Genomic DNA, 23,745 nt, shown 5'->3' with positions numbered 1-23,745 from the left:
GTCGCGCCACCGCACCGCTCGGCGGAGGATGAGGACGTGGACAGCGGCCGGGACGAGACCGAGGAGGAGCGGCTGGACCGCTTGTGGGCGGACCTGCTGCAGGAGCTGCGCGTCATGCAGACCGGCACCCAGCTGCTCGCGGGCTTCCTGCTCACGCTGCCGTTCCAGGAGGTGTTCCGCGACGACCTGCAGCGCTACCAGCACGGCGTCTACCTCGTGCTGGTCGTCGTCGCGCTGGTCACCACCCTGCTGGTCACCACGCCGATCGCCATCCACCGCCGGATCAGCGGCCAGCACGTCAAGGAGCGGCTGGTCGGCAGCGCCCAGCGGACGATGCGCGCCGTGCTGACCTGCATCGGCCTGATGGCCGGCCTGCTGACGTTCTTCGTCTTCGACGTCGTCGTCGGGCCCGTGGCCGGGGCCGTCGCCGGGCTCTCGCTGGCCGCGGTCGCCGTCGTCCTGCTGGTCGTCGTGCCCGGCCGGCTGGCCGATGACTAGGCGGGACCGGGCGACCCCCGCGGTGCGCTGCCTGGTGCTGGGCGCGGTGCTCGGCGTGGTGCTGGCGTCGGCGGCCGGCTGCTCGGGCGGGGAGGCCGCGCGGTCGACGACCGAACCCTCCCCGTCGATCCGCACGCTCACGCCGCTGCCGCCACCGCCCGAGGAGCCGCCGACCGGCCGGCTGCTGGCCGACATGCGCCAGTCCTCGCGGGACGCGGCGCTGGGCCGGATCCAGGTGTGGGTCGACAACGACACCGCCGACGTGGTCACCCCGAGCCGCATCACCTACGTCGACGACCGGCTGCGCGCCCCGATCGCCGCGGACCGGCTGCGGCCCGCCCCGGCGCAGGCCGAGCGCGGCTTCCCGCTGGTGCTGCCCGACCGCCCGGCGTGCGCGGCCCGGGACGACGCCGCCGGGGGCGGCCGGCTCGTCGTGCGCCACGACGGCCGCTCGGAGACCGTCCCGGTCGAGGACCCCACCGACGTGGTGGGCCGGTTCGTCCGCGCCCGCTGCCTGGAGCTGGCCGTCGCGCAGGTCGCCACGCTGCGCTGGGCCGACCGGGTCGTCGCCCCCGGCGACGCACCCGTCGAGGTCGGGGACACCGCTGTGCTGACCCTCCTCGCCGAGCCGACCGGGCGGGCCGGTCCCGAGCTCGTGGTGGAGACGGTCGGCGGCACGCCGGTGCTCTCCCCCGCCGACGGCGCCTCCGCCTGGTCGCCCGGCCTCCGGGTCCGCGGCGACGGTCCGCCGGTGCGGGCGGCGCTGCCCGTACGGCCGACCCGCTGCGACGCCCACGCCTTCCTGGAGTCCGGGGGCGCCACCGCGCTCCGGCTGCGCCTGACCCTCGACGGGGAGCCCGGCGAGCTGGTGCTGCGGATGGGTCCGGCCGGCGCCGCCGCGGCGGTCGCTTTCGCGGCGGACTCCTGCGGGCTCGGCGGCTGACCCGACGCGGGGCGAAAAGGATTCGTCGTGCGGAGCCGACCCTCCTTAACGTTCTCCGGTGATCCACCTGCCCCTCGAGGACCCCGGCACCGCCGACCACCGCTCGCCCGGACGGTTCTTGTGGTGGATGGCGCGCGGGCAGTGGCGCACCCTCGCGGCGGGCGCGGCGTTCGGCATCGTGTGGATGGGCAGCCAGGCGGTCATGCCGTCGATCATCGGGCGGGCGATCGACCGGGGCGTCGCGGACCGTGACGGGCGCACGCTGGCCTGGTTCGCCGGTCTCCTCCTGCTCGTCGGGCTGGTGCAGTCGGCGAGCGGGATCATGCGGCACCGGTTCGCGGTGACCAACTGGCTCGTGGCGGCGTACCGCACCGTCCAGCTCGTCGGCCGCCAGGCCGTCTCCCTCGGCGGCACCCTCCCGCGCAAGGTGTCGGCCGGCGAGGTCGTCGCCATCGGCACCACGGACCTCTCCCACCTCGGCCAGGTCATGGACGTCTCGGCCCGTTTCGCCGGCGCGGTCGTCTCCTTCGTGCTGGTCGCGGTGATCCTGCTGCAGACCTCGACCACCCTCGGCCTGGTCGTGCTGCTCGGCGTGCCGGGGCTGATGCTCCTGGTGGGACCGCTCCTCTCGCCCCTGCAGACCCGCGCGCACCGCCAGCGCGAGCTGATGAGCCACCTGTCCAACACCGCGACCGACATCGTCACCGGCCTCCGGGTGCTCCGCGGGATCGGCGGCGAGCAGGTCTTCCACGACCGCTACCGCCGCGAGTCGCAGACCACCCGCCGGGCCGGCGTGCAGGTCGCGAAGCTGCAGTCGGTGCTCGACGCGCTCCAGGTCCTCCTGCCCGGCGTGTTCGTCGTCCTGGTCGTGTGGCTCGGCGCGCGGTACGCCGTCCAGGGCACGATCACGCCCGGGGAGCTGGTGGCGTTCTACGGCTACTCGGCGTTCCTGATGATCCCGCTGCGCACCGCGACGGAGTTCGCCAACAAGCTCATCCGCGCCCGCGTCGCGGCCGCGCGCGTGGTGCGCGTGCTGGCGCTGGCCTCCGACCACCTCGACCCCGCGGACCCGCTGCCCCCGCCGCCGGCCGGCTCCGCGCTGGAGGACCTGCGCAGCGGCCTGCGGGTCCGGCCCGGCTCGATGGTGGCGCTGGTCAGCGAGCAGCCGCACGAGACCGCGGAGCTGGCCGACCGGCTGGGCATGTGCGCGGCCGACGTCGACGACGACGTGCGGCTCGGCGGCGTACCCCTCTCCCGCCTGCCGCGCGCGGAGGTACGCCGCCGGGTGGTCGTCTCGGACACCGGCTCGATGCTGTTCTCCGGCCGCCTGGGCGACCGGCTGGACGTCTCGCGCGACGGCCGCCCGGTCGACCCGGCGCTGCACACCGCCTCGGCCGAGGACATCCTCGCCGCCCTCCCGCAGGGCCTGGACACCCCGGTGGCCGAGCGCGGCCGCAGCTTCTCCGGCGGCCAGCGCCAGCGGCTCGTGCTCGCCCGCGCGCTCGTCGCCGACCCGGAGGTGCTCGTGCTCGTGGAGCCGACCTCGGCCGTCGACGCCCACACCGAGGCACGGGTCGCGGCCCGGCTGCGCGCCCACCGCGCCGGCCGGACCACCGTCGTCACCACCTCCAGCCCGCTGCTCCTCGACGCCGTCGACGAGGTCGCCCTCGTCCGCGACGGCGTGGTGGTGGCGACCGGGCGGCACACCGAGCTGCTCGCCACCGAGCCGGAGTACCGCCGCGTGGTCACCCGGGAGACCGACCCCGAGCCCGTGGAGGCGGGCCGATGAGCTCCTCGACCGCGCTGCCGGTGGCCGGCAGCCGCTCCGTGCGCCGCTACGCCCGGGAGCTGGTCCGCAAGCACCCCCGGATGGTCTGGGGCGCCCTGCTGCTCCACGTGCTCGCCGCGGTCGCCGCGCTGGCCGCGCCCCGCCTGCTCGGCGACCTCGTCGAGGCGGTCGAGCACGGCACCACCACCGACCACGTCGACCGGATCATGCTGCTGCTGGCCGGGTTCGTCGTGGTGCAGGCGGTGCTCACCCGCTACGCCCGCTACGTCAGCCAGGTGCTCGCCGAGAAGGTGCTCGCCGACCTGCGCGAGGACTTCGTCGGCAGCGCGCTCGCGCTGCCGCTCGGCACCATCGAGGCGGCCGGCTCCGGTGACCTGCTCACCCGCACCAGCCGCGACGTCGACCAGCTCGGCTGGTCGGTGCGGATGGCGCTGCCGGAGTGGACGATCGCGGTGATCACCGCGGTGGTGACGTTCCTGGCCGCCCTCAGCGTCGGCTGGTGGGTCGCGCTGCCCTGCCTGCTCGGCGTGCCGCCGCTGGTGATCGGCCTGCGCTGGTACCTCGCCCGTGCCAAGGACGGCTACCTGCGCGAGAGCGCGACGTACTCCCAGATCAACGCGACGCTCACCGAGACCGTGCACGGCGCCCGCACCGTCGAGGCGCTCGGGCTCGCCGACGAGCGGGTCCGGGCGATCGACGAAGACATCGCCGACTCGTTCGCCGCCGAGCGCTACACGCTGCGGCTGCGCACGGTGTTCTTCCCCAGCATGGAGATCAGCTACCTGCTGCCGACGGTCGCGACGCTGCTCCTCGGCGGCTGGCTGTACCTGCGCGGCGAGGTCTCGCTCGGCGACGTCACCGCCGCGACGCTCTACGTCCAGATGCTGATCGACCCCGTCGACCGCATCGTCTCCATCCTCGACGAGCTGCAGATGGGCGCCGCCTCGCTGGCCCGGCTGCTCGGTGTCGCCGAGGTGCCCGACGACCGCGCGGCCACCGACCGGGTGCCCGACGGGGAGGAGCTGGCCGCCACCGACGTGCGGTTCGCCTACGCCGAGGGACGCGACGTGCTGCACGGGGTCGACCTGCGCGTCGGCGTGGGCGAGCGGCTCGCGATGGTCGGGCCGTCGGGTGCCGGGAAGTCGACCCTGGGTCGGCTGCTCGCCGGCATCCACCCGCCCCGGACCGGGTCGGTCACCGTCGGCGGCGTCGGCCTGACCGAGCTGCCCCTCGACGACCTGCGCGGCCACGTCGCCCTGGTCACCCAGGAGCACCACGTCTTCGTCGGCACGCTGCGCGAGAACCTCGCGCTGGCCGCCCCGCCCGGTGCCGGGGAGGACGACGTCCGCGCCGCCCTCGCCGCGGTCGACGCGCTGGAGTGGGCCGACGGCCTGCCCGAGGGGCTCGACACGGTCGTCGGCTCCGGCGGCCTCAGCCTGACCGACGCCCAGGCCCAGCAGCTGGCGCTCGCCCGGCTCGTCCTCGCCGACCCACACACGCTGGTGCTGGACGAGGCGACCTCGCTGATCGACCCGCGCGCCGCCCGCCACCTCGAGCGGTCGCTCGCCGCGGTGCTCGAGGGGCGGACGGTCATCGCGATCGCCCACCGGTTGTTCTCCGCCCACGACGCCGACCGCGTCGCGGTGGTCGAGGACGGCCGGATCGCCGAGCTCGGCTCGCACGACGAGCTGGTGGCGGCCGGCGGCTCCTACGCCGCGCTGTGGGAGTCCTGGAACGGTCGCGGCTGAGGGCCGCTGGCCCCGGGGTCAGACCCCGTGGATGCGGATGCCCGAGTGCGTCTTGTACTTGCGGTTGATCGAGATCAGCACGGCCGTGAGCGGCTCGAGCTGGCGGGCCAGCCGCAGCTTGCCGGCGTCGATGCCGGGGCGCCCGGTGACCGAGGCCGCGAGCTCCATGACCTGCTCCTTGGCCTCGGCCTTGTCACCGACCACGAGCACGTCCTCGCCGTCGAGGAACTCCGCGTCGCCCCACAGCGTCACCGCGGACACGTGGTGGAACGCGCCGACGACGACCGCCTCGGGCTGGAGCCGCTGGGCGGTCTCCGCCGCGGACCCCTCGCCGCCGTCGATGACCTGGCCGTGCGCCCCGCGCTTGTCGAAGGCCAGCGGGTTGACGCAGGAGATGACGACCTTGCCGGCCAAGGGCAGGGAGGCGACCAGCTCGTCGTGGCCGTCGTAGGGCACCGCGAGCAGCACCAGGTCGGCCTGGCCGCAGGCGTCCTCGTTGGTCGCGCCGGTGACCGTCCCGGCCCCGTCGACACCGGTCAGCCGCTCGGCGACCTCGGCGGCGCTCGCCTCCGCCTTCTCCGCGGCCCGCGAGCCGAGGACGACCGTGTGACCTCCTCGGGCGAACCGGTAGCCCAGGCCCTTGCCCTGCGGGCCGGTGCCCCCGATCACGGCGATGCGGTACGACGTCACGCTGCTGCTCCTCTGTCCATGGATGGTGCGGACCACGATCGTCCCACCGGCCCGATGCCGGGTCTCCGCGGCCCACTGGTTGGTACCCTGCCGCGGGCGAACGACGGGGGCAGGCTGATGGCGCGAGCGCTGCGCGGGGACATCCAGGGGCTGCGCGCGGTCGCGGTCCTGGTCGTCGTCGCGAGCCACGCGGGCGTGCCGTGGCTGCCGGGCGGCTTCGTCGGGGTCGACGTCTTCTTCGTGATCTCCGGCTTCCTCATCGCCGGCCTGCTCTACCGCGAGGTCGACCGCGACGGCCGGTTCTCGCTCCTCGGCTTCTGGTCCCGTCGCGCCCGCCGGATCCTGCCGGCCGCCACGGTGGTCACGGTCGTGACGGTCCTGACCGCGCTGGCCTGGTACAGCCTGATCGACGCGCGCCAGGTCGTCGAGGACGCCGGCTGGGCGACCCTGTTCGCGGCCAACCTCCACTTCGCGCGGCAGGACGTCGACTACTTCGCCTCCGACCTCGGCGTCTCGCCGCTGCAGCACTACTGGTCGCTCGCGGTCGAGGAGCAGTTCTACGTCGTGTGGCCGCTGCTCCTGCTGGCCTGCCTCGCCTCCGCCCGGTTCGGGCGCCGGAGCCGCACCCGGCCGGGCAGACCGACGGGCAGACCGACGGGCAGCCCGACCGGCGGGCTGCCGCGCGGCGCCGTGCTGGGCGTGCTGCTGGCGGTGACCACGGCGTCGTTCGCCTGGTCGGTCGTGCAGACGGCCGACCAGCCGACGGCGGCGTACTTGTCCACCCTCACCCGCGCCTGGGAGCTCGGGCTCGGGGCGCTGGTCGCGCTGCTGCCCGCCGCCGCGACCCGGCGGCTCGGCCAGCGCTCCGCCACGGTGCTCGCCGTCGCCGGCCTGGCGATGGTGGCGACCGCCTGCGTCGTGCTCACCGAGGCCACCCCGTTCCCCGGGCACGCCGCCGCGCTCCCCGTCGTCGGCACCGCGCTCGTCCTGCTCGCCGGCGCCGGCGCGGCCCGCCCGCTGACCGATACCGTGCTCGCGTGGCGACCGGTGCGCGTGGTCGGTGACTGGTCCTACTCGCTCTACCTCTGGCACTGGCCGGCACTCGTCCTGCCCGCGGGGCTGCTCGGCCGCGGGCTCGAGCCGTGGGAGGCCGCGGCGGCGGTCGCGGCGACGTTCGTGCTGGCCGGCGTGACGTACGCCGCCGTCGAGCTGCCCTTCCGCGAGGGCCGCCCCGCCCTCGCGCTGCGCGTGCCGCGGGCGCTCGTGCTCTACCCGGTCAGCCTGGCGCTCGTCGCCGCGACCTGCGGGGTGTCCTGGTGGTGGACCGGCGAGCGGGCCGGGTCCGGCGACAACCCCGCGATCACCGCCGAGGGGACCACCCACCCCGACGACCCGGACGGCACCGTCGCCCTGGTCCGGGCGTCCGTGGACGCGGCGCGGGAGCGCCGCGCCGTCCCCAGCGACCTCTCCCCCGACCTGCTCGACCTGCGCGAGTCGATCGCCGACGTCGGTCCCTGCGACTACAGCGCCGGGGTGCGCAGGCTCTGCCCCCGCGGCGACACCTCCGCCGACCGCACCGTCGTGGTCATCGGCGACTCCCACGCCCGCGCGTGGATCCCGGCGGTCGACCGGATCGCGGAGGACGGCGGCTGGACGGCGTACTACCTCGTGATGTCGCAGTGCACCGCCGCCCACGTGGTCGTGGCGCCGATCGACGAGGACCGCCCGTTCACCGAGTGCACCGACTTCCACGACTGGGTCGGCGAGCAGGTGGCGGAGCTCCGGCCCGACCTGGTGGTCGTGACGTCCTCACCCCCGGTCAACGGCGTCTACGCCGGCGACGACCGCGTCGAGGCGCTCGACCGGGTCGCCCCGGTGCTCGCCGACGGGTACGACGACCTCTTCGCCGACCTGCGGCTGGCGGCGGACCGGGTCGTGCTCCTGCGCGACGTGCCCAAGTCGTCGTACGACCCCGGGACCTGCCTGACCACCGGCTCCCCCAGCCTCGGCGACTGCACCTTCGAGCCGGTCGAGCGCTCGCGCCGGCTCGCCGACGTCGCGGTGACCTCGGCCCGGGTGGCCGGCGCCGAGGTCGTCGACCCCACCCCCTGGCTGTGCTACCAGGACCTCTGCCCGGTGGTGATCGGCGGGACGCTGTCCTACCGCGACACCGACCACCTGACCACCGAGTACGCCGCCTCGCTCGCCGGCCCCCTCGGGCGGGCGCTGCACATGGTCGACCAGCCGTGAGCACCCCCACCTTGTGACGGTGACAGTGCCGGTGTCAGGGTGAGCGGCATGAAGCTCTCGATGCCGCTGATGTACGACGGGAACCCGCGCCAGGCCGCCGACCAGGTCGTCGCCCTCGAGAAGGCCGGCCTCGACACGGTGTGGGTGGCCGAGGCGTACGGCTTCGACTCCCCCACGCTGATGGGCTACCTCGCCGCGAAGACCGAGACCCTCGAGATCGGCGCCGCGATCCTCAACGTCTTCTCGCGCACGCCCGGCGCCCTGCTGCAGACCGCCGCGGGCCTCGACAACGTCTCGGGAGGCCGTGCGGTCATCGGCCTCGGCGCCTCCGGCCCGCAGGTGATCGAGGGCTTCCACGGCCTGCCGTACGACAAGCCGCTGGGGCGCACCCGCGAGGTCATCAAGATCCTGCGCCAGGGCCTGCGCCGCGAGCCGCTCCAGCACGACGGCAAGATCTTCACCCTGCCGCTGCCGGCCGACCAGGGGCTCGGCCTCGGCAAGCCGCTGAAGCTGCTCACCCGGCCCGAGCGCCCCGCGGTGCCGCTGTGGGTCGCCTCGCTCGGTGACGCCAACGTGGCGATGACCGCCGAGATCGCGGACGGCTGGATCCCCCACCTGTTCCTGCCCGAGAAGGCCCAGGACGTCTGGGGCGAGTCGCTGGCGAAGGGCGCCGCGAAGCGCTCGGCCGACCTGGCCCCGCTCGAGGTCACCGCCGGCGGCATGGTCGCCATCGGCGAGGGCGAGGACACCAAGGCCCTGCTCGACTTCGCCCGCCCGCTCTACGCGCTCTACGTCGGCGGCATGGGCGCCCGCGGCAAGAACTTCTACAACGACCTCGCCCGCCAGTACGGCTACGAGGAGGAGGCCGAGAAGATCCAGGACCTCTACCTCGACGGCAAGAAGAAGGAGGCCGAGGCGCTCGTGCCGCTGGAGTGGCTCGAGGCCGGCAACCTGGTCGGACCGGAGTCCTACGTCAAGGAGCGGATCGCCGCCTTCCGCGACGCGGGCGTCACGAACCTGCAGCTGACCCCCGCCAGCGCCGACCCCGCCGCCACCATCGCCCAGGTGAAGGAGTGGGTCTCCTGACCTGCTGCTGACCTGCGGCTGACCGTCCCTGCGCCGCGCCGCGCGGGGTCGGGCCGGCCCGGCCGGTCAGTCCCGGGCGAGCGAGCGCGCGATGACGGCGTTCGCGGCGCGCTGAAAGCCGGTGACGACCGCCTCGAGGGTGAGCCGGCGCAGCCGGGAGACTGTCTGCTCGAGCCGCTCGGCGTCCTCGGCCGAGTGCGCCTCGCGCCGGTAGGGGCGCAGCACCTGCTCGCGCAGGATGTCGGTGAGCTCCTCGGCGAGCGCCTCCATGTGCCGGCGGATCGCCTCGCTCGCGGCCTCCATGCTGCCCGGCGGGATGTCGACGTCGAGCAGCTCGACCCCGACCGGCAGGTTCGGCATGGCGACGTACCTCGTGCCGTCGCGCTCCAGCGAGCCGAGCGTCTCGAGCGTCTCCAGGTCGCGGTCGGAGAGCCGCCGGCCGGCGAGCTCCTCGAGCCGGCCCCGGGTCAGCCGCTCCTGCGGCTGGGAGGACCACGAGGTGAGCATCGCCCGCTGGAGGGCGAGGTCCTCGACGGTGGCGTGCTCCGGCAGCCCGGCCAGCACCCGCTCGATCGCCTGCAGGGTGAAGCCGTGGTCCTGCAGCGCCCGGACCAGCTCCAGCCGCGCGCGGTGCTCGGGGCCGTAGTACGCCACGCGGCCGCGCCGCTCCGGCGGCGGCAGCAGGCCCAGGCTGGCGTAGTAGCGCGTCGTGCGCACGGTCAGCCCCACGGCGGCCGCGAGCTCGTCGACGGTCAGGGAAGCGGTGCTGGCCATGGCGTGGACTCTATCTTGATCGATGACAGTTCCGCTGTCACAGTTGCGCTGACACTGTGCTGCGACCCCGTCCGGGGTCGACCCACCTGGAGGAACCATGCCGGAGCGACCGTCGATCTACGAGCAGGAGCACGAGGACTTCCGCACGAGCGTGCGCGCCTTCCTCGAGAAGGAGGTCCTCCCCTTCCACGACCAGTGGGAGAAGGACGGGCAGGTCAGCCGCGAGGTGTGGACCAAGGCCGGCGACGCGGGCCTGCTCTGCTTCGACGTCGCGGAGGAGTACGGCGGGCCGGGCATCAAGGACTTCCGCTACAACGCCGTCGTGGCCGAGGAGATCTCCAAGGTCGGTGCGAGCGGGCTGGGCTTCCCGGTCCACACCGACATCATCGTCCCCTACATCAGCCAGCTGGGCACCGACGAGCAGAAGCGCCGGTGGCTGCCCGGCCTGGTCAGCGGCGAGCTGATCTCCTCGATCGCGATGACCGAGCCGGGCGCGGGCTCGGACCTGCAGGGCATCCGGACGAGCGCGGTCGACAAGGGCGACCACTACGTGCTCAACGGCTCGAAGACCTTCATCAGCAACGGGATCATGAGCGACGTCGTCATCGTCGTCGCGCGCACCAACCCCGACGCCGGCCACCAGGGCATCAGCCTGCTCGTCGTCGAGCGCGGCATGGAGGGCTTCGAGCGCGGCCGGAACCTGGACAAGATGGGCATGAAGGCCCAGGACACCGCCGAGCTGTTCTTCGACAACGTCGTGGTGCCCAAGGAGAACCTCCTCGGCGAGGAGGGCGCCGGCTTCATCTCGCTGATGGTCAACCTGCCCCAGGAGCGGGTCTCGATCGCCGCGATCGCGGTCGCGGCGTGCGAGCACGTGCTCGACCTCTGCCTGAGGTACGCCAAGGAGCGCGAGGCCTTCGGCAAGCCGATCGGCAAGTTCCAGCACAACCGGTTCCTGCTGGCCGAGATGGCCACCGAGGTCCACATCGCGCGACTCTTCGTCAACGACTGCATCCTCAAGCTCAACGAGGACGAGGTCGACACCTCGCTGGCCTCGATGGCCAAGTGGTGGACCACCGAGCTGCAGAAGAAGCTCGTCGACCAGGGCGTCCAGCTCCACGGCGGCTACGGCTACATGAGCGAGTACCCCATCTCCAAGGCCTACGTCGACAGCCGGATCCAGACGATCTACGGCGGCACGACCGAGATCCAGAAGGAGATCATCGGCCGCAGCCTGGGCATCTGAGCCCCAGGTCACACCGCTGCCCGCACCGGCGGGACCGCCGCCCGGCCGCACCGGCCGGGCGGCGTAGCGTGCAGCGGTGAGCAGCGAGGTCGTGACAGCAGTCCGGTACGACACCCCCGGGCTCGTCCGCACCCTCGACGTCGGCGCGAAGGCGCTGCTCGTCCTCATGCTCGGCCTCGCCCTGGCCTACCCCGACAGCAGCGGCCTGGAGGGCAAGGGCGCCGGCGCCCGCGCGGTGGGCTACCCGCTGCTGGCCTTCGCGATCCCGGCCGTGTGGTGGTGGCACTGGCGCGAGCGGGCGTCGTTCCCGTGGCTGGCCGACCTGCTGGTCACCCTCACCTGCTTCAGCGACACCCTCGGCAACCGGATGGACCTCTACGACACCGTCGTGTGGTTCGACGACTTCATGCACTTCGCCAACCTCGCCATGCTCACCGCCGCGGTGCTGCTGCTGACGATGCACCGCAGCTCCTCGCTCGGCGCGGCCCTCGAGCGGTCGCTGGCCTTCGGCGCCACCGCCGCGGTGGCCTGGGAGCTGGCGGAGTACGCCGCGTTCCTCAGCCGGCACTCCGAGCGCGCGCACGCCTACGCCGACACCCTCGGCGACCTGACCCTCGGGATCCTCGGCTCGCTCCTCGCCGCCGTCGTCGTGCACCGCGCGTGGGCGGCCGGCCACCTGCGCTCGACCGCGCCGCAGCTCGAGCGGGAGCCCGCCGCCGCCTAGCCCGGGCGAGGGGCACGCCCACCGCCCCAGGAAAGGCGATGACTCCGCGGGTAAAACGCGGTCTCCTCGGTAGGAGCATCCACCGCCGAGGGAGACCACCATGCACCTGCAGCTCGCCGGACGGCTCACGGGCCGCGTGACCAAGTGGCTGGTGGTGCTGGCGTGGGTCGCGGCGTTCGCCGTGTGCGGCAGCCTCTCCGCGAAGCTCGTCGACGTGCAGGACAACGAGGCCTCCTCGTGGCTGCCCGGCGACGCGGAGTCGACCCGGGTGTCCGAGGAGCTGGCCGGCACGGTCGACCCCAACGACATCCCGACCCTGGTCGTCTACCAGCGCGACGGCGGCCTGAGCGAGGACGACCTCGCCGCCATCGAGGAGCAGGCCCAGGAGATGGCGTCGGTCGAGGGCGTCACCGGGGAGGTGGTCGACCCGCAGACGGCCGCCGCCGCGGGCCTCGGCGGGCTGTCGGAGGACGGCGAGGTCGCGGTCACCACGGTCGTCCTCAACTTCGGCGCCGACGGCTGGAACGCCATCCCCGACGCCGCGGAGGACCTCCGGGAGATCGCGACGCTCGACGGGGCCACGGTGCACCTCGCCGGGTACGGCGGCCAGGCGGCGGACTCCGCCGAGGCCTTCGAGGGCATCGACACGAACCTGATCCTCATCACCTTCGCCGTGGTGATCGTGATCCTGCTGCTCACCTACCGCAGCCCGGTGCTGTGGGTGCTGCCGATCCTCAGCGCGGCCGTGGCCTACACCGTCTCCGGCGGCGTGGTGTACCTGCTGGCCAAGCACGCCGGCCTGACCGTCAACGGCCAGAGCCAGGCGATCCTGGGCATCCTCGTCATCGGCGCCGGCACCGACTACGCGCTCCTGCTGGTGGCCCGCTACCGGGAGGAGCTGCGCCGGCACGAGGACCGCCACGCCGCGATGGCCTTCGCCCTGCACCGGGCCGCCCCGGCGATCCTCGCCAGCGCGGCGACCGTCGTGGTCGGGATGCTCTGCCTGGTCTTCGCCGACCTCAACTCCACGGCCGGCCTCGGACCGGTGCTGGCCGTCGGGGTGGGCATCACCTTCCTCGTCATGGTGACCCTGCTGCCCGCCCTCCTCGTGATCGCCGGGCGCTGGGTGTTCTGGCCGAAGCGGCCGCACTTCGGGTCGCGCGAGCCGAACACGACCGGGTGGTGGGCCCGCGTCGGGCGGGCCATCGAGCCGCGGCCGCGGCGGGTGTGGGTGGTCACCGCCGGGGTGCTCGCGGTGGCCTGCCTCGGCCTGCTCCGGCTCGACGCCTCCGGGCTCTCGACCGAGGACACCTACACCCAGGAGTTCGACTCCATCAAGGGCCAGAAGGTGCTGGTCGAGCACGGCCTCGTCGACAGCTCCAACACCGCACAGGTGGTCACGGACACCGCCGCGGCCGACGCCGTGGTGTCCGCGATGCAGGGCGTCGAGGGCCTCGGCGAGCCGGGCGAGGTCCGGCCCGTCTCGGAGACCCGCTCCTACGTCGAGGCGACCATCGACCACGACATCTCCTCGAGCCCGGCCTTCGACGTCGTCGAGGCGACCCGCGCGGCCGTCCACGACATCGACGGGGCCGACGCGCTCGTCGGGGGAGGGTCGGCGTTCTACCTCGACACCAAGGTGGCCAGCAACCGCGACAACAAGGTGATCATCCCGATCGTCCTGCTGGTGGTGTTCCTCATCCTCGTCGGCCTGCTCCGCGCGCTCGTGGCACCTCTCCTGCTGATGGCCACCGTCGTGCTCTCCTTCGGTGCCGCCCTCGGCATCTCCACGCTGCTCTTCGAGTTCGTCTTCGGCTTCGCCGGCGCCGACCCGGGGTTCCCGTTGTTCGCCTTCGTCTTCCTGGTGGCTCTGGGGATCGACTACAACATCTTCCTCATGACGCGCGTCCGGGAGGAGAGCGCGCTCCACGGCACCCGGCGCGGGTCCCTCATCGCGCTCAGCTCGACCGGCGGCGTCATCACCTCGGCGGGGCTGGTCCTCGCCGCGACGTTCCTCGTCCTGGGCACCATCCCGTTCGTGTTCCTCGCCGAGCTCGGCGTCGCCGTGGCGCTCGGCGTGCTGCTCGACACGATGGTCGTGCGCTCAGTGCTGGTCACCGCGCTCAACCTCGACCTCGGCGACCGGATCTGGTGGCCCGGCCGGCTCCACCACGGCCCGCCCGAGGAGCGGCCGGTGCCGACGGAGCAGGAGCCGGCCCGCGTGTGAGCCGCCCGACCGGCCAGTGGCCCGGCGGCCACGGCCCGTCGTGGGCGCGACTAGCCTGATGACGATGCACGTCGAGACCGCGGAGCCCCGTCCCACGCCCCAGCAGGTACGCCGCGCCCTCGCGCGCGCCGAGCGCGGCGCCGCCCTCGACCCGGCCGAGGCGGAGGCGCTGCTCGCGGCGACCGGCCCGGAGCTGGACCGGCTGTGCGCCGCCGCGGCCAAGGTCCGCGACGCGGGGCTCGTCGCCGCCGGCCGGCCGGCCGTCGTGACGTACTCCCCCAAGGTCTTCATCCCGGTGACGCGGCTGTGCCGCGACCGCTGCCACTACTGCACGTTCGTCGAGACGCCCGGGCAGGCGGCCCGCGAGGGCCGGGCGCCGTACCTCTCCCCCGACGAGATCCTCGACATCGCCCGCCAGGGTGCGGAGCTGGGCTGCCTCGAGGCGCTGTTCACCCTCGGCGACCGGCCCGAGGACCGCTGGCCCGAGGCCCGCGCGTGGCTCGACGAGCAGGGCTACGACTCGACGCTGGCCTACGTGCGGGCGATGGCGGTGCGGGTGCTGGAGGAGACCGGCCTGCTGCCCCACCTCAACCCCGGCGTCATGACGTGGGAGGAGATGAACCGGCTCAAGCCGGTCTCCCCCTCGATGGGCATGATGCTCGAGACCACCTCCCGCCGGCTGCACGAGACCAAGGGCCTCGCGCACTTCGGCTCCCCCGACAAGGACCCGGCCGTGCGGCTGCGGGTGCTCGAGGACGCCGGCCGGCTCTCGATCCCCTTCACCACCGGCCTGCTCGTCGGCATCGGCGAGACGCTCGCCGAGCGCGCGGAGACGATCTTCGCGCTGCGGGCGACCGCCCGCGCCTTCGGCGCGGTGCAGGAGGTCATCGTCCAGAACTTCCGGGCCAAGCCCGACACCGCCATGCGGCACACCGACGACCTCGACCTCGACGAGTACCGCGCCGCGATCGCGGTCTCCCGGATCGTCCTCGGCCCCAAGGCGCGGGTGCAGGCGCCGCCGAACCTGGTCGACCTGGCCGAGTGCCGGGCGCTGCTCGACGCCGGCGTCGACGACTGGGGCGGGGTCTCCCCGCTGACCCCGGACCACGTCAACCCCGAGCGCCCCTGGCCCTCGTTGGAGCGCCTGCGGGCGATCAGCGCGGAGTGCGGGTTCGAGCTCGCCGCGCGGCTGACGATCCACCCGGAGTACGTCCGCGCGGCGCTCGGCTCCGGCGCCCCCTGGCTCGACCCGCGCGTCGCCGGGCACGTCGCCGCGCTGGCGGGCCCCGACGGCCTCGCGCGCCCCGGCGTACGGCCGACCGGGCTGCCCTGGCAGGAGCCCGACGGCGGGTTCGAGTCGGCCGGCCGGACCGACCTGCACGCGGCTGTCGACACCGAGGGCCGCACCGAGGACCGCCGCTCGGACTTCGCCGACGTCTACGGCGACTGGGACTCGGTCAAGGACGCCGCCTCCACCACCTCCCTCATCGACGGCACCCCGGCCGTGCTGCACAGCGAGGGCCGCGAGGCCCTGGCGGCGGCCGAGGCCGACCCCGGCGGCCTCTCCGACGAGCACGCGCTGACCCTGATGACCGCCGAGGGGCCGCTGCTGGACCAGGTCTGCCGCCTCGCCGACGACCTGCGCCGCGAGGTCGCCGGGGACGACGTGACCTACGTGGTGAACCGGAACATCAACTTCACCAACGTCTGCTACGTCGGCTGCCGGTTCTGCGCGTTCGCCCAGCGCCGCACCGACGCCGACGCGTTCTCGCTGTCCCTCGACGAGGTCGCCGACCGGGCCCAGGAGGCCTGGGACCTCGGCGCGACCGAGGTGTGCATGCAGGGCGGCATCGACCCCGAGCTGCCCGCCACGGCGTACTTCGACCTGGTCGCGGCGGTCAAGCAGCGCGTGCCCGAGATGCACGTCCACGCCTTCAGCCCGATGGAGGTCGTCAACGGCACCGCCCGCACCGGGCTGTCGATCGAGGACTTCCTGATCAAGGCCCGCGAGGCCGGCCTCGGCTCGCTGCCCGGGACCGCCGCGGAGATCCTCGACGACGAGGTCCGCTGGGTGCTCACGAAGGGCAAGCTGCCCGCCCGCACCTGGATCGAGATCGTCTCCACCGCGCACCGCGTGGGCATCCCGACGACCTCGACGATGATGTACGGCCACGTGGACAACCCGCGTCACTGGGTCGGCCACCTGCGGGTCCTCTCCCGCATCCAGGACGCCTCGATCGAGGCCGGCGGGGCGCGCTTCACCGAGTTCGTGCCGCTGCCGTTCGTGCACACGTCCGCGCCGATCTACCTCGCCGGTGTGGCCCGGCCCGGACCGACCCTGCGCGACAACCTCGCCGTCCACGCGATGGCGCGGATCCTGCTCCACGGCCGGATCGACAACATCCAGACCTCGTGGGTGAAGCTGGGCGTCGAGGGCACCCGGGCCATGCTGAACGCCGGCGCCAACGACGTCGGCGGCACGCTCATGGAGGAGACGATCTCCCGGATGGCCGGGTCCGAGCACGGCTCCGCCAAGACCGTCGCCGAGCTCGAGGAGATCGGCGCCGGGATCGGCCGCCCGGTGGTCGAGCGGACCACGACGTACGGGCTCCGCGAGCAGCCGCACGCCTGAGGGTTTGGGACCCGCCGCCGGCCGGTAAACTCCCCGCGGCGGGCCGCCGGAGCCCGGGCAAGGGCAGGCATGGGATACCCGAAGGTCGACGACGAGTACGACGGTCGCTACCGCATCGTGCGTCGGATCGGCCACGGCGGCATGGGCGTGGTCTACGAGGCCGTGGACAAGGTCCTCAACCGCTCGGTCGCGCTCAAGATCGTCCTGCCCTCGCTCCCCGACCGCGAGGACTTCCACGCCCGCTTCGCGCGCGAGGCGTCGGTGCTGGCGCGGATCCGCTCCCGCAACATCGTGGGCATCCACGAGTACGGCGAGCACGACGACACCGTCTACTTCGTCACCGAGCTCTTCCCCGACGGCGACCTGCGCAGCTGGCTGGCCGAGCACGGCCCGCTGGACCGCCGGGCCGCGCTGTCGCTGGTCGCGCAGACCTGCGAGGCGCTCGCCGACGCGCACGCCGCCGGCGTCATCCACCGCGACGTCAAGCCGGGCAACGTCCTGCTCTGGAGCAGGCCCGAGGGGCTGATCCCCTACCTCGCCGACTTCGGCATCGCCCTCGACGGCCGCGCCCCGGACCAGGAGGGGCTGACCCGCGCCGGCACGCTGGTCGGCAGCCCGTCCTACATGGCGCCCGAGCGGCACTTCGGGCACGCCGCCGACGAGCGCGGCGACGTCTACTCCATGGGCTGCCTGCTGTGGGCCGTGCTGACCGGTGACGCGCCGTACGCCGGCACCGACTTCCAGGTGATCAACAGCCACGTCAACTCGCCGATCCCGCAGCTGGGCACCGGCCACCCGGTCGACGACCGGATCGACGAGGTGCTCGCCCACTCCCTGCACAAGGACCCCGAGCAGCGGGTCCAGTCCGCGGCCGACCTGCGTGCCGACCTGCTGGGCATCATCCGCGACATCGACGCGGGCCGGCTGCCCGTGCCCGGCCCCGTCGCCCCGGCGGGCAGCCCGGTCGACGAGCAGGCCGACGACCCCGTCGAGGCCGCGGCGCGCCCGTACCCGCCTGCTCCCCCCGCTCCGCCCGTCGTGCCCGCCGCCGCGGCCGCGGCGGAGCGGCCCGAGGACGACCGCACCGTGGTCAAGCCCGCGGCGTTCGTCCCCGGCCGGTCGGACGCGCAGGAGCACGACCAGCCGCAGCCCGACAGCACCGTGGTGCGCGACCTGGTCCCGCCGGTCGCCGTCGGCGCGCCGTACGGCGGACCGCCGGGCGAGCCGCCGACGACGCCCGGCGCCGGCGACGGAGACCGAGACCGGGACCGGGACGGGCACCGCGACCGCCGCCGTCGTGGCGGGCTCGCCGTCGTGGCCGCCGCCGGCCTGGTCGCCGCGGTGGCCGTCACCGCCTTCGCCGTCAACGCCAGCACCGGCGAGGACGAGCCGTCCGCCGGAGCGCCCAGCCCCGACGGCACCGCGGCGCAGGCCTCCGACAGCCCCACCGCCGACGCCTCGCCCTCCGCGAGCGCGACCGCCACGGCCCTGGACGCCCCGAAGGCGCCGAAGGTGCGCGTCTCCAGGGGCTACCGCTCCGTCGCGGTCGCCGTGAAGGAGGCCGCCGAGCCCGGCGGCGACGTCGTCCAGACCACGGAGCTCAACAGCGGCGACGGATGGCAGCCGCTGGGCGAGCCCACCTTCCGCATCGGGACCCGCGAGGGCGGCAAGCGCGTCTGCGTCCGGGTCCGGACCGTCGCCGAGAGCGCAGCCGGCGGCACCGCCACCAGCGACGTCGCGAGCAGCTGCGCCGCCTCCCAGGCCCGGGTCGTGCGGCTCGTACGCACGCCGGGCGCGTGCAGCACGTCCGCGCAGGGCTACACCTACCCCTGCGCGTGGTACGGCGTCGAGCTGGTCGGCTTCGCCACGGGATCGCGTCCCGTCCCGGCGCTCCGCTCGGCGAAGGTCGGCCAGTGGTGCGCCAACGGCGTGGACTGCGTCCCCATTCCGGTCGGCCGCGACGGTCGCGGGCGCGTGCCGCGGATGGTCAAGGTGGCCCGCGACGAGGGCCTGGTGACGCTCACCGTCGACGGCGTGAGCACCCGCGCCCGCGTCACCGGCCCCTGACCGCAGCCGCGGTGCAGGCGCGCGCGGCCGAGCTCCGCTGAGGGGGGTCTTCAGCGACCGTGTTGTCGCCGGACACGCGTCCTGCCGCGTGTGGAGCGACCACACGGTCGCTGGGCACCCCGCCCGGTCAGCCGCAGAGCACGCCGGGGGCGCGACCACCGAACGGGCCCGGACGCACCACGCCCCCGACCGGGAGCCGGTCGGGGGCGTGGTTGTGGTCGCCTCGGGTCAGGAGCCCGGCGGCGGGGGCGGCGGGGGCTCGGTCGGCGGCGGGGGCGGCGGGTCGGTGGGAGGCGGGTTCCCGCCACCACCGTTGCCACCACCGCCGTTGCCACCACCGCCACCGCCACCGCCGGTGGACGGCGGGGCGACGGTCACGAGCTTGCGGGACACCGAGGCGCCCCACGTGTTGCCGGCACCGCCGGCGACCCAGACCCGCCAGAAGCTGCGACCGGTCCGCGAGGCCGGTGCCGAGATGGCGTAGCGACCGTTGCGTGCCGTGGCGCCGCGCGTGACGGTGCGCCACTTGCCACCGGTGTACTTCTGCAGCCGGATGGCGGCGCGACGGGCCGGGAGGCTGCGACCGCGCATGGACAGGCGCGAGCCCTGCACGACCGTGCGCTTGGCGAGCGACCCGGTCACGTTCGGCGCGACGAGCACCTTGAGCGTGGAGCGCGAGGGCTCGTGCTTGGTCGAGCCGGGGAAGGAGATCCGGTAGACGGTGTTCTTGGACGGGCGGACCGTCTTGCGGACGGCGCCGCCGACGCCGACGCGCTTCTTGACGACCTTGCGGAACTTCTTGTCGCCCGGGCCCTTGGCGGAGATCTTCACGACGCCGGCGACGCCCTTGCCGCCCAGCGACTCGCGCACCTTGCCGACCAGGTTGACCTTCGCGCCGTACACGACCCGGACCGTGCGGTCCTGGGAGGTGCCGCGCTGCAGCGTCGCCCGGGTGCGGATCGCCTCGAAGTCGTAGACCTTCGCGGCGCCGTCGGCCTGGAGCTGCAGCCGGTCGAGGTCGAAGCGGTTCCCGTCGCAGCCGAAGGCGAAGCCGAGGTAGGCACCCTCGCCGTCGCCGCCGCGCAGCGCGACGAAGCTGGGGATGTCCAGGGCGAACGACGTGCCGTCCTCGACGCCGTCCTTGGTGTAGTGCCGCCAGCTGAAGGCACGGTCGGCGGCGTCGATCGTGCGCCAGTCCGGCTTGTCGTCCTGGTTCAGGTCGGTGATCAGGTCCGTGGTCCCCACCCAGTACCCGTCGTCCTCGGGCGGCTGGTAGGTGATCGTGCCGACGCCCTGGGACTGCGCGGCGGTGCTGCGGACCCGGATGGCCATGGTGCGCAGCTCGGAGGGCTTGGCCAGGAAGCCGGTCGGGCCGGCGCCGAAGCCGGTGCCGGACGGGATCCAGCCGACGCTGGCGCGTCCGACCGACGGCTTGTTCCGCGTGGCGCGGAAGGCCGGCCGCTTGCCGGGGGCCTTGCCCGGGTCGACGCAGTCGCGGACCGCGAGCCGCAGCCCGGCTGCCTGCAGGTGGTCGCCGTCCACGCGGGTGGCCGCGGCGGCGAAGCCGGGCAGCGCCGTGACGGCGAGGGTGAGGGCGCTGGCGGCGCCGATGACGGTTCTGCGCATCTACTACCTCGGAGGGTGGGGGGGAGCGATCCCAGGTGGGGGGCGGCCGGTCCGGGCACCCGTCCCGGCTCTACCCGGCGGGTGCCGGGCGGAAACGCGCGGGATGCGCATGGTCCGGACCAGCACAGGGTAAGTGGACCGTTGCTCCCTCCGACCTCCCCCTACTAGAAGGAGCACAACGAATGGGTTTCATCCTCTGGATCCTGGCGGTCATCCTCGTCATCGCCGGCATCTTCCAGCTGTTCAAGGGCCAGATGCTCTGGGGCATCGTCCTGATCATCGTCGGCCTGGCGGTCGGCCCGGGCGGCTACAGCATCTTCAACAGCTAGCTGCCGGCACCCAGCGCATCGGCCGCGACGCGGAGGTCGGCGACGAGCTCGCCGTACGCCGCGTCGCGGTCGTCCGCGCGGAGGACGGCCGACGGGTGGGTGGTCGTCAGGACCCAGCCCGGCGCGTCCGCCGTCCCGAGGCTGCTCGGCCAGTCCACGAGCCGCCCGCGGCTCTCCCCCACCTTGAACCTCGACCCGTAGACCGCCTTGCCCGCGGTCCCGCCGAGGAGCACCGCACCCGCGGGGCGCACCACCGACAGCTCGGCCCGCAGCCACGGCACGCAGGCCGCCACGTGCGCCGACTTCGGCGACTGGTGGATCCGCCGTCCCCCGCGCATCCCCGACCAGCGGAAGTGCTTGACGACGTTGGTGCGGTAGACCCCGCCCGGTTCGATCCCGGCATCCGCGAGCGCCCGGTCCAGCAACCGGCCGGCGGGCCCCACGAACGGCTCGCCCTCGACGTCCTCGCGGTCACCCGGCTGCTCCCCGAGCACCAGCAGGCGCGCGCCCTCCGGTCCGGCGCCCATCACCGCCTGGGTCGCGTCGGCCCACAGCTCGCAGCCCCGGCAGTCCTGCACCGCCTCCAGCAGCGAGGATGTCGTCGGTCGCTCGGGCACCCAGCGCTCGGCGCCGGGCCGCTCGGTCTCGTCCCTGGCCACGACCGGTGGGTACCCCGGTCGGCCCCGATGATGATCCGGCGGCCCGTGGGTACCGGCGCAGGCGCAACCCGCCCCCGCGGCGGAACCGACGGACGAGGAGGACCTGTGGCCGAGAGCATCGTCGAGGACGAGCTGTGGACGGACTTCCACACGGTGGTCAACATGACCTCGCGCGAGCTGCGCGACTGGCTGGCCGTGCAGGGCGCCGGCGAGGAGACCGAGACCGTGCCGGACCAGGCCGGGCCCGCGCTGGGCCACCGGGTGCTGGCGATCCTCGGCAAGCGGCGCGCCGACCTGACCCCTGACGACGTCGAGGTGATGGACGAGGTGGTCGAACGGGTCGTAGCCGAGCGCGGCACGGAGTTCGAGCCGACGGCGGGCGACGACGCCTGGCGTCGCGAGCTGATGAACATCGGGCACGACCCGCTCAAGCCCGAGTGAGCGCCCGCTGAGCGAAGGGCCGCCGGCCGCCTAGAGCGCCACTGGAACACGTTCTAGTGGCGCTCTAGGCTGCGCGGGTGCGCTTCGCGATCAGCACCGCCTTTCTGCCCGTCTCCGAGCTGACCGCCATCGCTCGCGCCGCCGACGAGCTCGGCTACGACGCCCTGGCCATCCCCGACCACGTGGTCGACCTGGAGACGCTGCGGACGCCGTACCCCTACACCGCCGACGGGTCGCGGCGCTGGGGCCACGACGCCGAGTGGCCCGACCCGTGGGTGCTGGCCGGGTCGCTGGCCGCGGTGACCGAGCGCCTGCGGTTCTTCACCTCCGTCTACGTCCCGGCGATGCGCAGCCCCTTCGCGGTGGCCAAGGCCGTCGGCACGGCCGCCGTCCTGTCGGGCAACCGGGTCGCCCTGGGCGTGGGGATCGGGTGGTGCGAGGAGGAGTTCGAGCTCCTGGAGCAGCAGTTCCGCACCCGCGGCCGCCGCACCGACGAGGGGCTCGCCCTGATGAAGCGGCTCTGGGAGCCGGGCTGGACCGAGTTCACCGGCGAGCACTACACCGCGCCCCGGCTGGTGATGGAGCCGACGCCCACCGCGCCGGTCCCGGTGTACGTCGGCGGGCTCTCCGAGGTGGCCTTCCGGCGGGCGGCCCGGCACGACGGCTGGGTCGGCGACATGTACCGCACCGACGAGGCGATCGGCTGGGCCACCCGGCTGCGGGAGGTCCGGGAGGAGGCCGGCGCCACCGGCGACTTCCGGGTCGTCGTCGCGCTGACCGACGCGCTGCTGCCCGAGCAGTTCGCCCGTGCCGAGGAGGGCGGGGTCACCGACTGCATGACGATGCCGTGGGCCTACTACACCGGCACGACCTCGACGCTGGAGCAGAAGCTCGACGGCATGGCGCGCTTCGCCGAGGACGTCGTGCGCCCGCTGGCGCGCTGAGGGCCCGCTCCCCCGGTCGGGCCCTAGGCTCCGCAGCGTGCACCCGCTCCCCGGCCCCGACCCCGACGCCTGGGACGGCCTCGCGCTGCAGGCGCGCAACCTCTTCGCCACTCACGCCTGGGCCAGCACCTGGTGGGCGGAGTACGGCGCCGGCGCCACGCCGTACGTGCTCTGCGACGACCTCGCCGACCCCCGCGTGGTGCTCGCCCTCCACGGGCGCGGGCGGCTGCTGCGGCAGGTCCGCTGGATCGGTCACGGCCCGGCCGACCTGCTCGGCCCGGCCTGCGCGCCCAAGGACCTGCCCCGCGCCGCCGGGCTGCTGGGCGACGCGCTCGCGGGCGGGCGGCTGCCGGCCGACGTCGTGCTGCTGCAGGACTGCCCCGTCGCCGCACCCTGGTGGGCGCCCCTCGGCGCCCGGCCGATCAGCACCGAGGTGAGCCCGGTGGTGCGCTTCGAGCCCGGGCAGGGCTGGGACGGGTGGCTCGCGGCCAAGAGCAAGAACTTCCGCCGCCAGGTCACCAAGAAGCTCGCCCGCCTCGAGCGCGACCACGACGTCGCGGTGCGGCTGGCCACCGCGGAGACGCTCGCCGGGGACCTGGAGCGGCTCTTCGAGCTGCACGCGGCCCGGTGGGAGGGGGACAGCCCGCTGCTGGATCCCCAGCAGCACCGGTTCACCGCGGCGTTCGCCGCGACCGCGCTCGAGCGCGGCTGGCTGCGCCTGTGGGGCCTGGACCTCGACGGCCGGCGCGTGTGCGCGCTGCTGACGTTCCGGTTCGGGCCGGACGTCTACTGCTACCAGTTCGGGCGGGACCCGGAGCTGGACCGGGAGTCGGTCGGCTTCGCGCTGCTGGTCCACGCCGTCCGCGACGCCGTCGAGACCGGTGCCGAGGAGTTCCGGTTCCTGCGCGGCGACGAGGACTACAAGCACCGGTTCGCCGACGACGACGCCGGCGTGGGCACGTTCGCGGTCCCCCGGGGCGTCCGGGGCCGGGCCGCCGTGGCGGTCGCCGCCGCGCGCCGCCGTGCGGTCCAGGCGCGACGCGGGCCCGCCCCCGAGGACGCGCCGGCCTGA

19 protein-coding genes are annotated in these 23,745 nt (G+C 74.3%); 15 read left to right on the top strand and 4 right to left on the bottom strand.

All coding sequences use genetic code 11. The features are described from left to right. Nucleotides 1-36: 36 nt before the first annotated feature. Genes AB0N29_RS13070 through AB0N29_RS13055 form a run of 4 tightly spaced genes read left to right on the top strand, consistent with a single transcriptional unit; the run spans nucleotide 37 to nucleotide 4,978 of the window. Complete coding sequence (locus AB0N29_RS13070) at nucleotides 37-498, top strand: DUF6328 family protein (RefSeq protein WP_302267965.1); 462 nt, start codon at nucleotides 37-39, stop codon at nucleotides 496-498. Beyond that, nucleotides 491-1,441 carry a hypothetical protein gene (locus AB0N29_RS13065; protein ID WP_302267967.1) on the top strand — a complete coding sequence of 317 codons (951 nt, stop codon included), beginning with the start codon at nucleotides 491-493 and terminating at the stop codon, nucleotides 1,439-1,441. The genes AB0N29_RS13070 and AB0N29_RS13065 overlap by 8 nt, the downstream gene beginning before the upstream one ends. Before the next feature lie 58 nt (nucleotides 1,442-1,499). After that, a complete protein-coding gene (locus AB0N29_RS13060) occupies nucleotides 1,500-3,230 on the top strand; it encodes an ABC transporter ATP-binding protein (protein WP_364867274.1) in 1,731 nt (576 codons plus the stop codon). Further along, entirely contained in the window at nucleotides 3,227-4,978 is a 1,752-nt protein-coding gene (locus AB0N29_RS13055) for an ABC transporter ATP-binding protein (RefSeq protein WP_302267970.1), read from the top strand. Before AB0N29_RS13060 ends, AB0N29_RS13055 begins: the two co-directional genes overlap by 4 nt. A gap of 18 nt (nucleotides 4,979-4,996) precedes the next feature. Here the strand turns inward: AB0N29_RS13055 and npdG are convergent, their stop codons facing one another. Then, nucleotides 4,997-5,668 carry an NADPH-dependent F420 reductase gene (npdG, locus tag AB0N29_RS13050; protein ID WP_302267971.1) on the bottom strand — a complete coding sequence of 224 codons (672 nt, stop codon included), beginning with the start codon at nucleotides 5,666-5,668 and terminating at the stop codon, nucleotides 4,997-4,999. A gap of 117 nt (nucleotides 5,669-5,785) precedes the next feature. On the opposite strand from npdG, the gene AB0N29_RS13045 reads away from it, so the two are divergent. Beyond that, nucleotides 5,786-7,918, top strand: a complete 2,133-nt coding sequence (locus tag AB0N29_RS13045) for an acyltransferase family protein (RefSeq protein WP_364867271.1) — start codon at nucleotides 5,786-5,788, stop codon at nucleotides 7,916-7,918. A gap of 48 nt (nucleotides 7,919-7,966) precedes the next feature. Then, on the top strand, nucleotides 7,967-9,004 hold the full coding sequence (locus AB0N29_RS13040) for an LLM class F420-dependent oxidoreductase (RefSeq protein WP_364867269.1): 1,038 nt from the start codon (nucleotides 7,967-7,969) through the stop codon (nucleotides 9,002-9,004). A gap of 66 nt (nucleotides 9,005-9,070) precedes the next feature. Here the strand turns inward: AB0N29_RS13040 and AB0N29_RS13035 are convergent, their stop codons facing one another. Next, nucleotides 9,071-9,778, bottom strand: coding sequence for a MerR family transcriptional regulator (locus AB0N29_RS13035; protein WP_364867267.1), 708 nt, complete (start codon nucleotides 9,776-9,778; stop codon nucleotides 9,071-9,073). Between the two features lie 97 nt (nucleotides 9,779-9,875). On the opposite strand from AB0N29_RS13035, the gene AB0N29_RS13030 reads away from it, so the two are divergent. The 5 genes from AB0N29_RS13030 (at nucleotide 9,876) to AB0N29_RS13010 (ending at nucleotide 18,674) form a co-directional block, all read left to right on the top strand. After that, complete coding sequence (locus AB0N29_RS13030; protein WP_364867265.1) at nucleotides 9,876-11,024, top strand: acyl-CoA dehydrogenase family protein; 1,149 nt, start codon at nucleotides 9,876-9,878, stop codon at nucleotides 11,022-11,024. A 76-nt stretch (nucleotides 11,025-11,100) separates the two neighbouring features. After that, a complete protein-coding gene (locus tag AB0N29_RS13025; protein WP_302267977.1) occupies nucleotides 11,101-11,748 on the top strand; it encodes a hypothetical protein in 648 nt (215 codons plus the stop codon). A gap of 100 nt (nucleotides 11,749-11,848) precedes the next feature. Further along, entirely contained in the window at nucleotides 11,849-13,975 is a 2,127-nt protein-coding gene (locus tag AB0N29_RS13020) for an MMPL family transporter (RefSeq protein WP_364867261.1), read from the top strand. Nucleotides 13,976-14,039: 64 nt separating this feature from the next. Further along, entirely contained in the window at nucleotides 14,040-16,607 is a 2,568-nt protein-coding gene (locus tag AB0N29_RS13015) for a bifunctional FO biosynthesis protein CofGH (protein ID WP_364867259.1), read from the top strand. A 69-nt stretch (nucleotides 16,608-16,676) separates the two neighbouring features. Continuing rightward, on the top strand, nucleotides 16,677-18,674 hold the full coding sequence (locus AB0N29_RS13010; RefSeq protein WP_364867257.1) for a serine/threonine-protein kinase: 1,998 nt from the start codon (nucleotides 16,677-16,679) through the stop codon (nucleotides 18,672-18,674). A 228-nt stretch (nucleotides 18,675-18,902) separates the two neighbouring features. Here the strand turns inward: AB0N29_RS13010 and AB0N29_RS13005 are convergent, their stop codons facing one another. After that, nucleotides 18,903-20,300: a hypothetical protein gene (locus AB0N29_RS13005; protein ID WP_364867255.1), complete on the bottom strand. Its 1,398-nt coding sequence runs from the start codon at nucleotides 20,298-20,300 to the stop codon at nucleotides 18,903-18,905. Between the two features lie 182 nt (nucleotides 20,301-20,482). On the opposite strand from AB0N29_RS13005, the gene AB0N29_RS13000 reads away from it, so the two are divergent. Beyond that, a complete protein-coding gene (locus AB0N29_RS13000) occupies nucleotides 20,483-20,629 on the top strand; it encodes a GPGG-motif small membrane protein (protein ID WP_302267983.1) in 147 nt (48 codons plus the stop codon). Here the strand turns inward: AB0N29_RS13000 and AB0N29_RS12995 are convergent. Next, nucleotides 20,626-21,288, bottom strand: coding sequence for a UdgX family uracil-DNA binding protein (locus AB0N29_RS12995; protein ID WP_364867252.1), 663 nt, complete (start codon nucleotides 21,286-21,288; stop codon nucleotides 20,626-20,628). The genes AB0N29_RS13000 and AB0N29_RS12995 overlap by 4 nt on opposite strands. Before the next feature lie 105 nt (nucleotides 21,289-21,393). Here AB0N29_RS12995 and AB0N29_RS12990 point away from each other — a divergent pair, with 105 nt between their 5' ends. The 3 genes from AB0N29_RS12990 (at nucleotide 21,394) to AB0N29_RS12980 (ending at nucleotide 23,745) form a co-directional block, all read left to right on the top strand. Continuing rightward, nucleotides 21,394-21,729, top strand: a complete 336-nt coding sequence (locus AB0N29_RS12990; protein WP_302267985.1) for a DUF3140 domain-containing protein — start codon at nucleotides 21,394-21,396, stop codon at nucleotides 21,727-21,729. 77 nt (nucleotides 21,730-21,806) lie between these two features. Next, nucleotides 21,807-22,673: a TIGR03619 family F420-dependent LLM class oxidoreductase gene (locus AB0N29_RS12985; RefSeq protein ID WP_302267986.1), complete on the top strand. Its 867-nt coding sequence runs from the start codon at nucleotides 21,807-21,809 to the stop codon at nucleotides 22,671-22,673. A 37-nt stretch (nucleotides 22,674-22,710) separates the two neighbouring features. Next, the gene (locus tag AB0N29_RS12980; RefSeq protein WP_364867249.1) at nucleotides 22,711-23,745 is read left to right on the top strand and encodes a GNAT family N-acetyltransferase; all 1,035 of its coding nucleotides are present in this window, start codon (nucleotides 22,711-22,713) and stop codon (nucleotides 23,743-23,745) included.

The organism is Nocardioides sp. NPDC092400 (genome assembly GCF_040684155.1).
GTDB lineage: Bacteria > Actinomycetota > Actinomycetes > Propionibacteriales > Nocardioidaceae > Nocardioides.
This window is presented reverse-complemented; position numbering and strand designations above follow the sequence as displayed.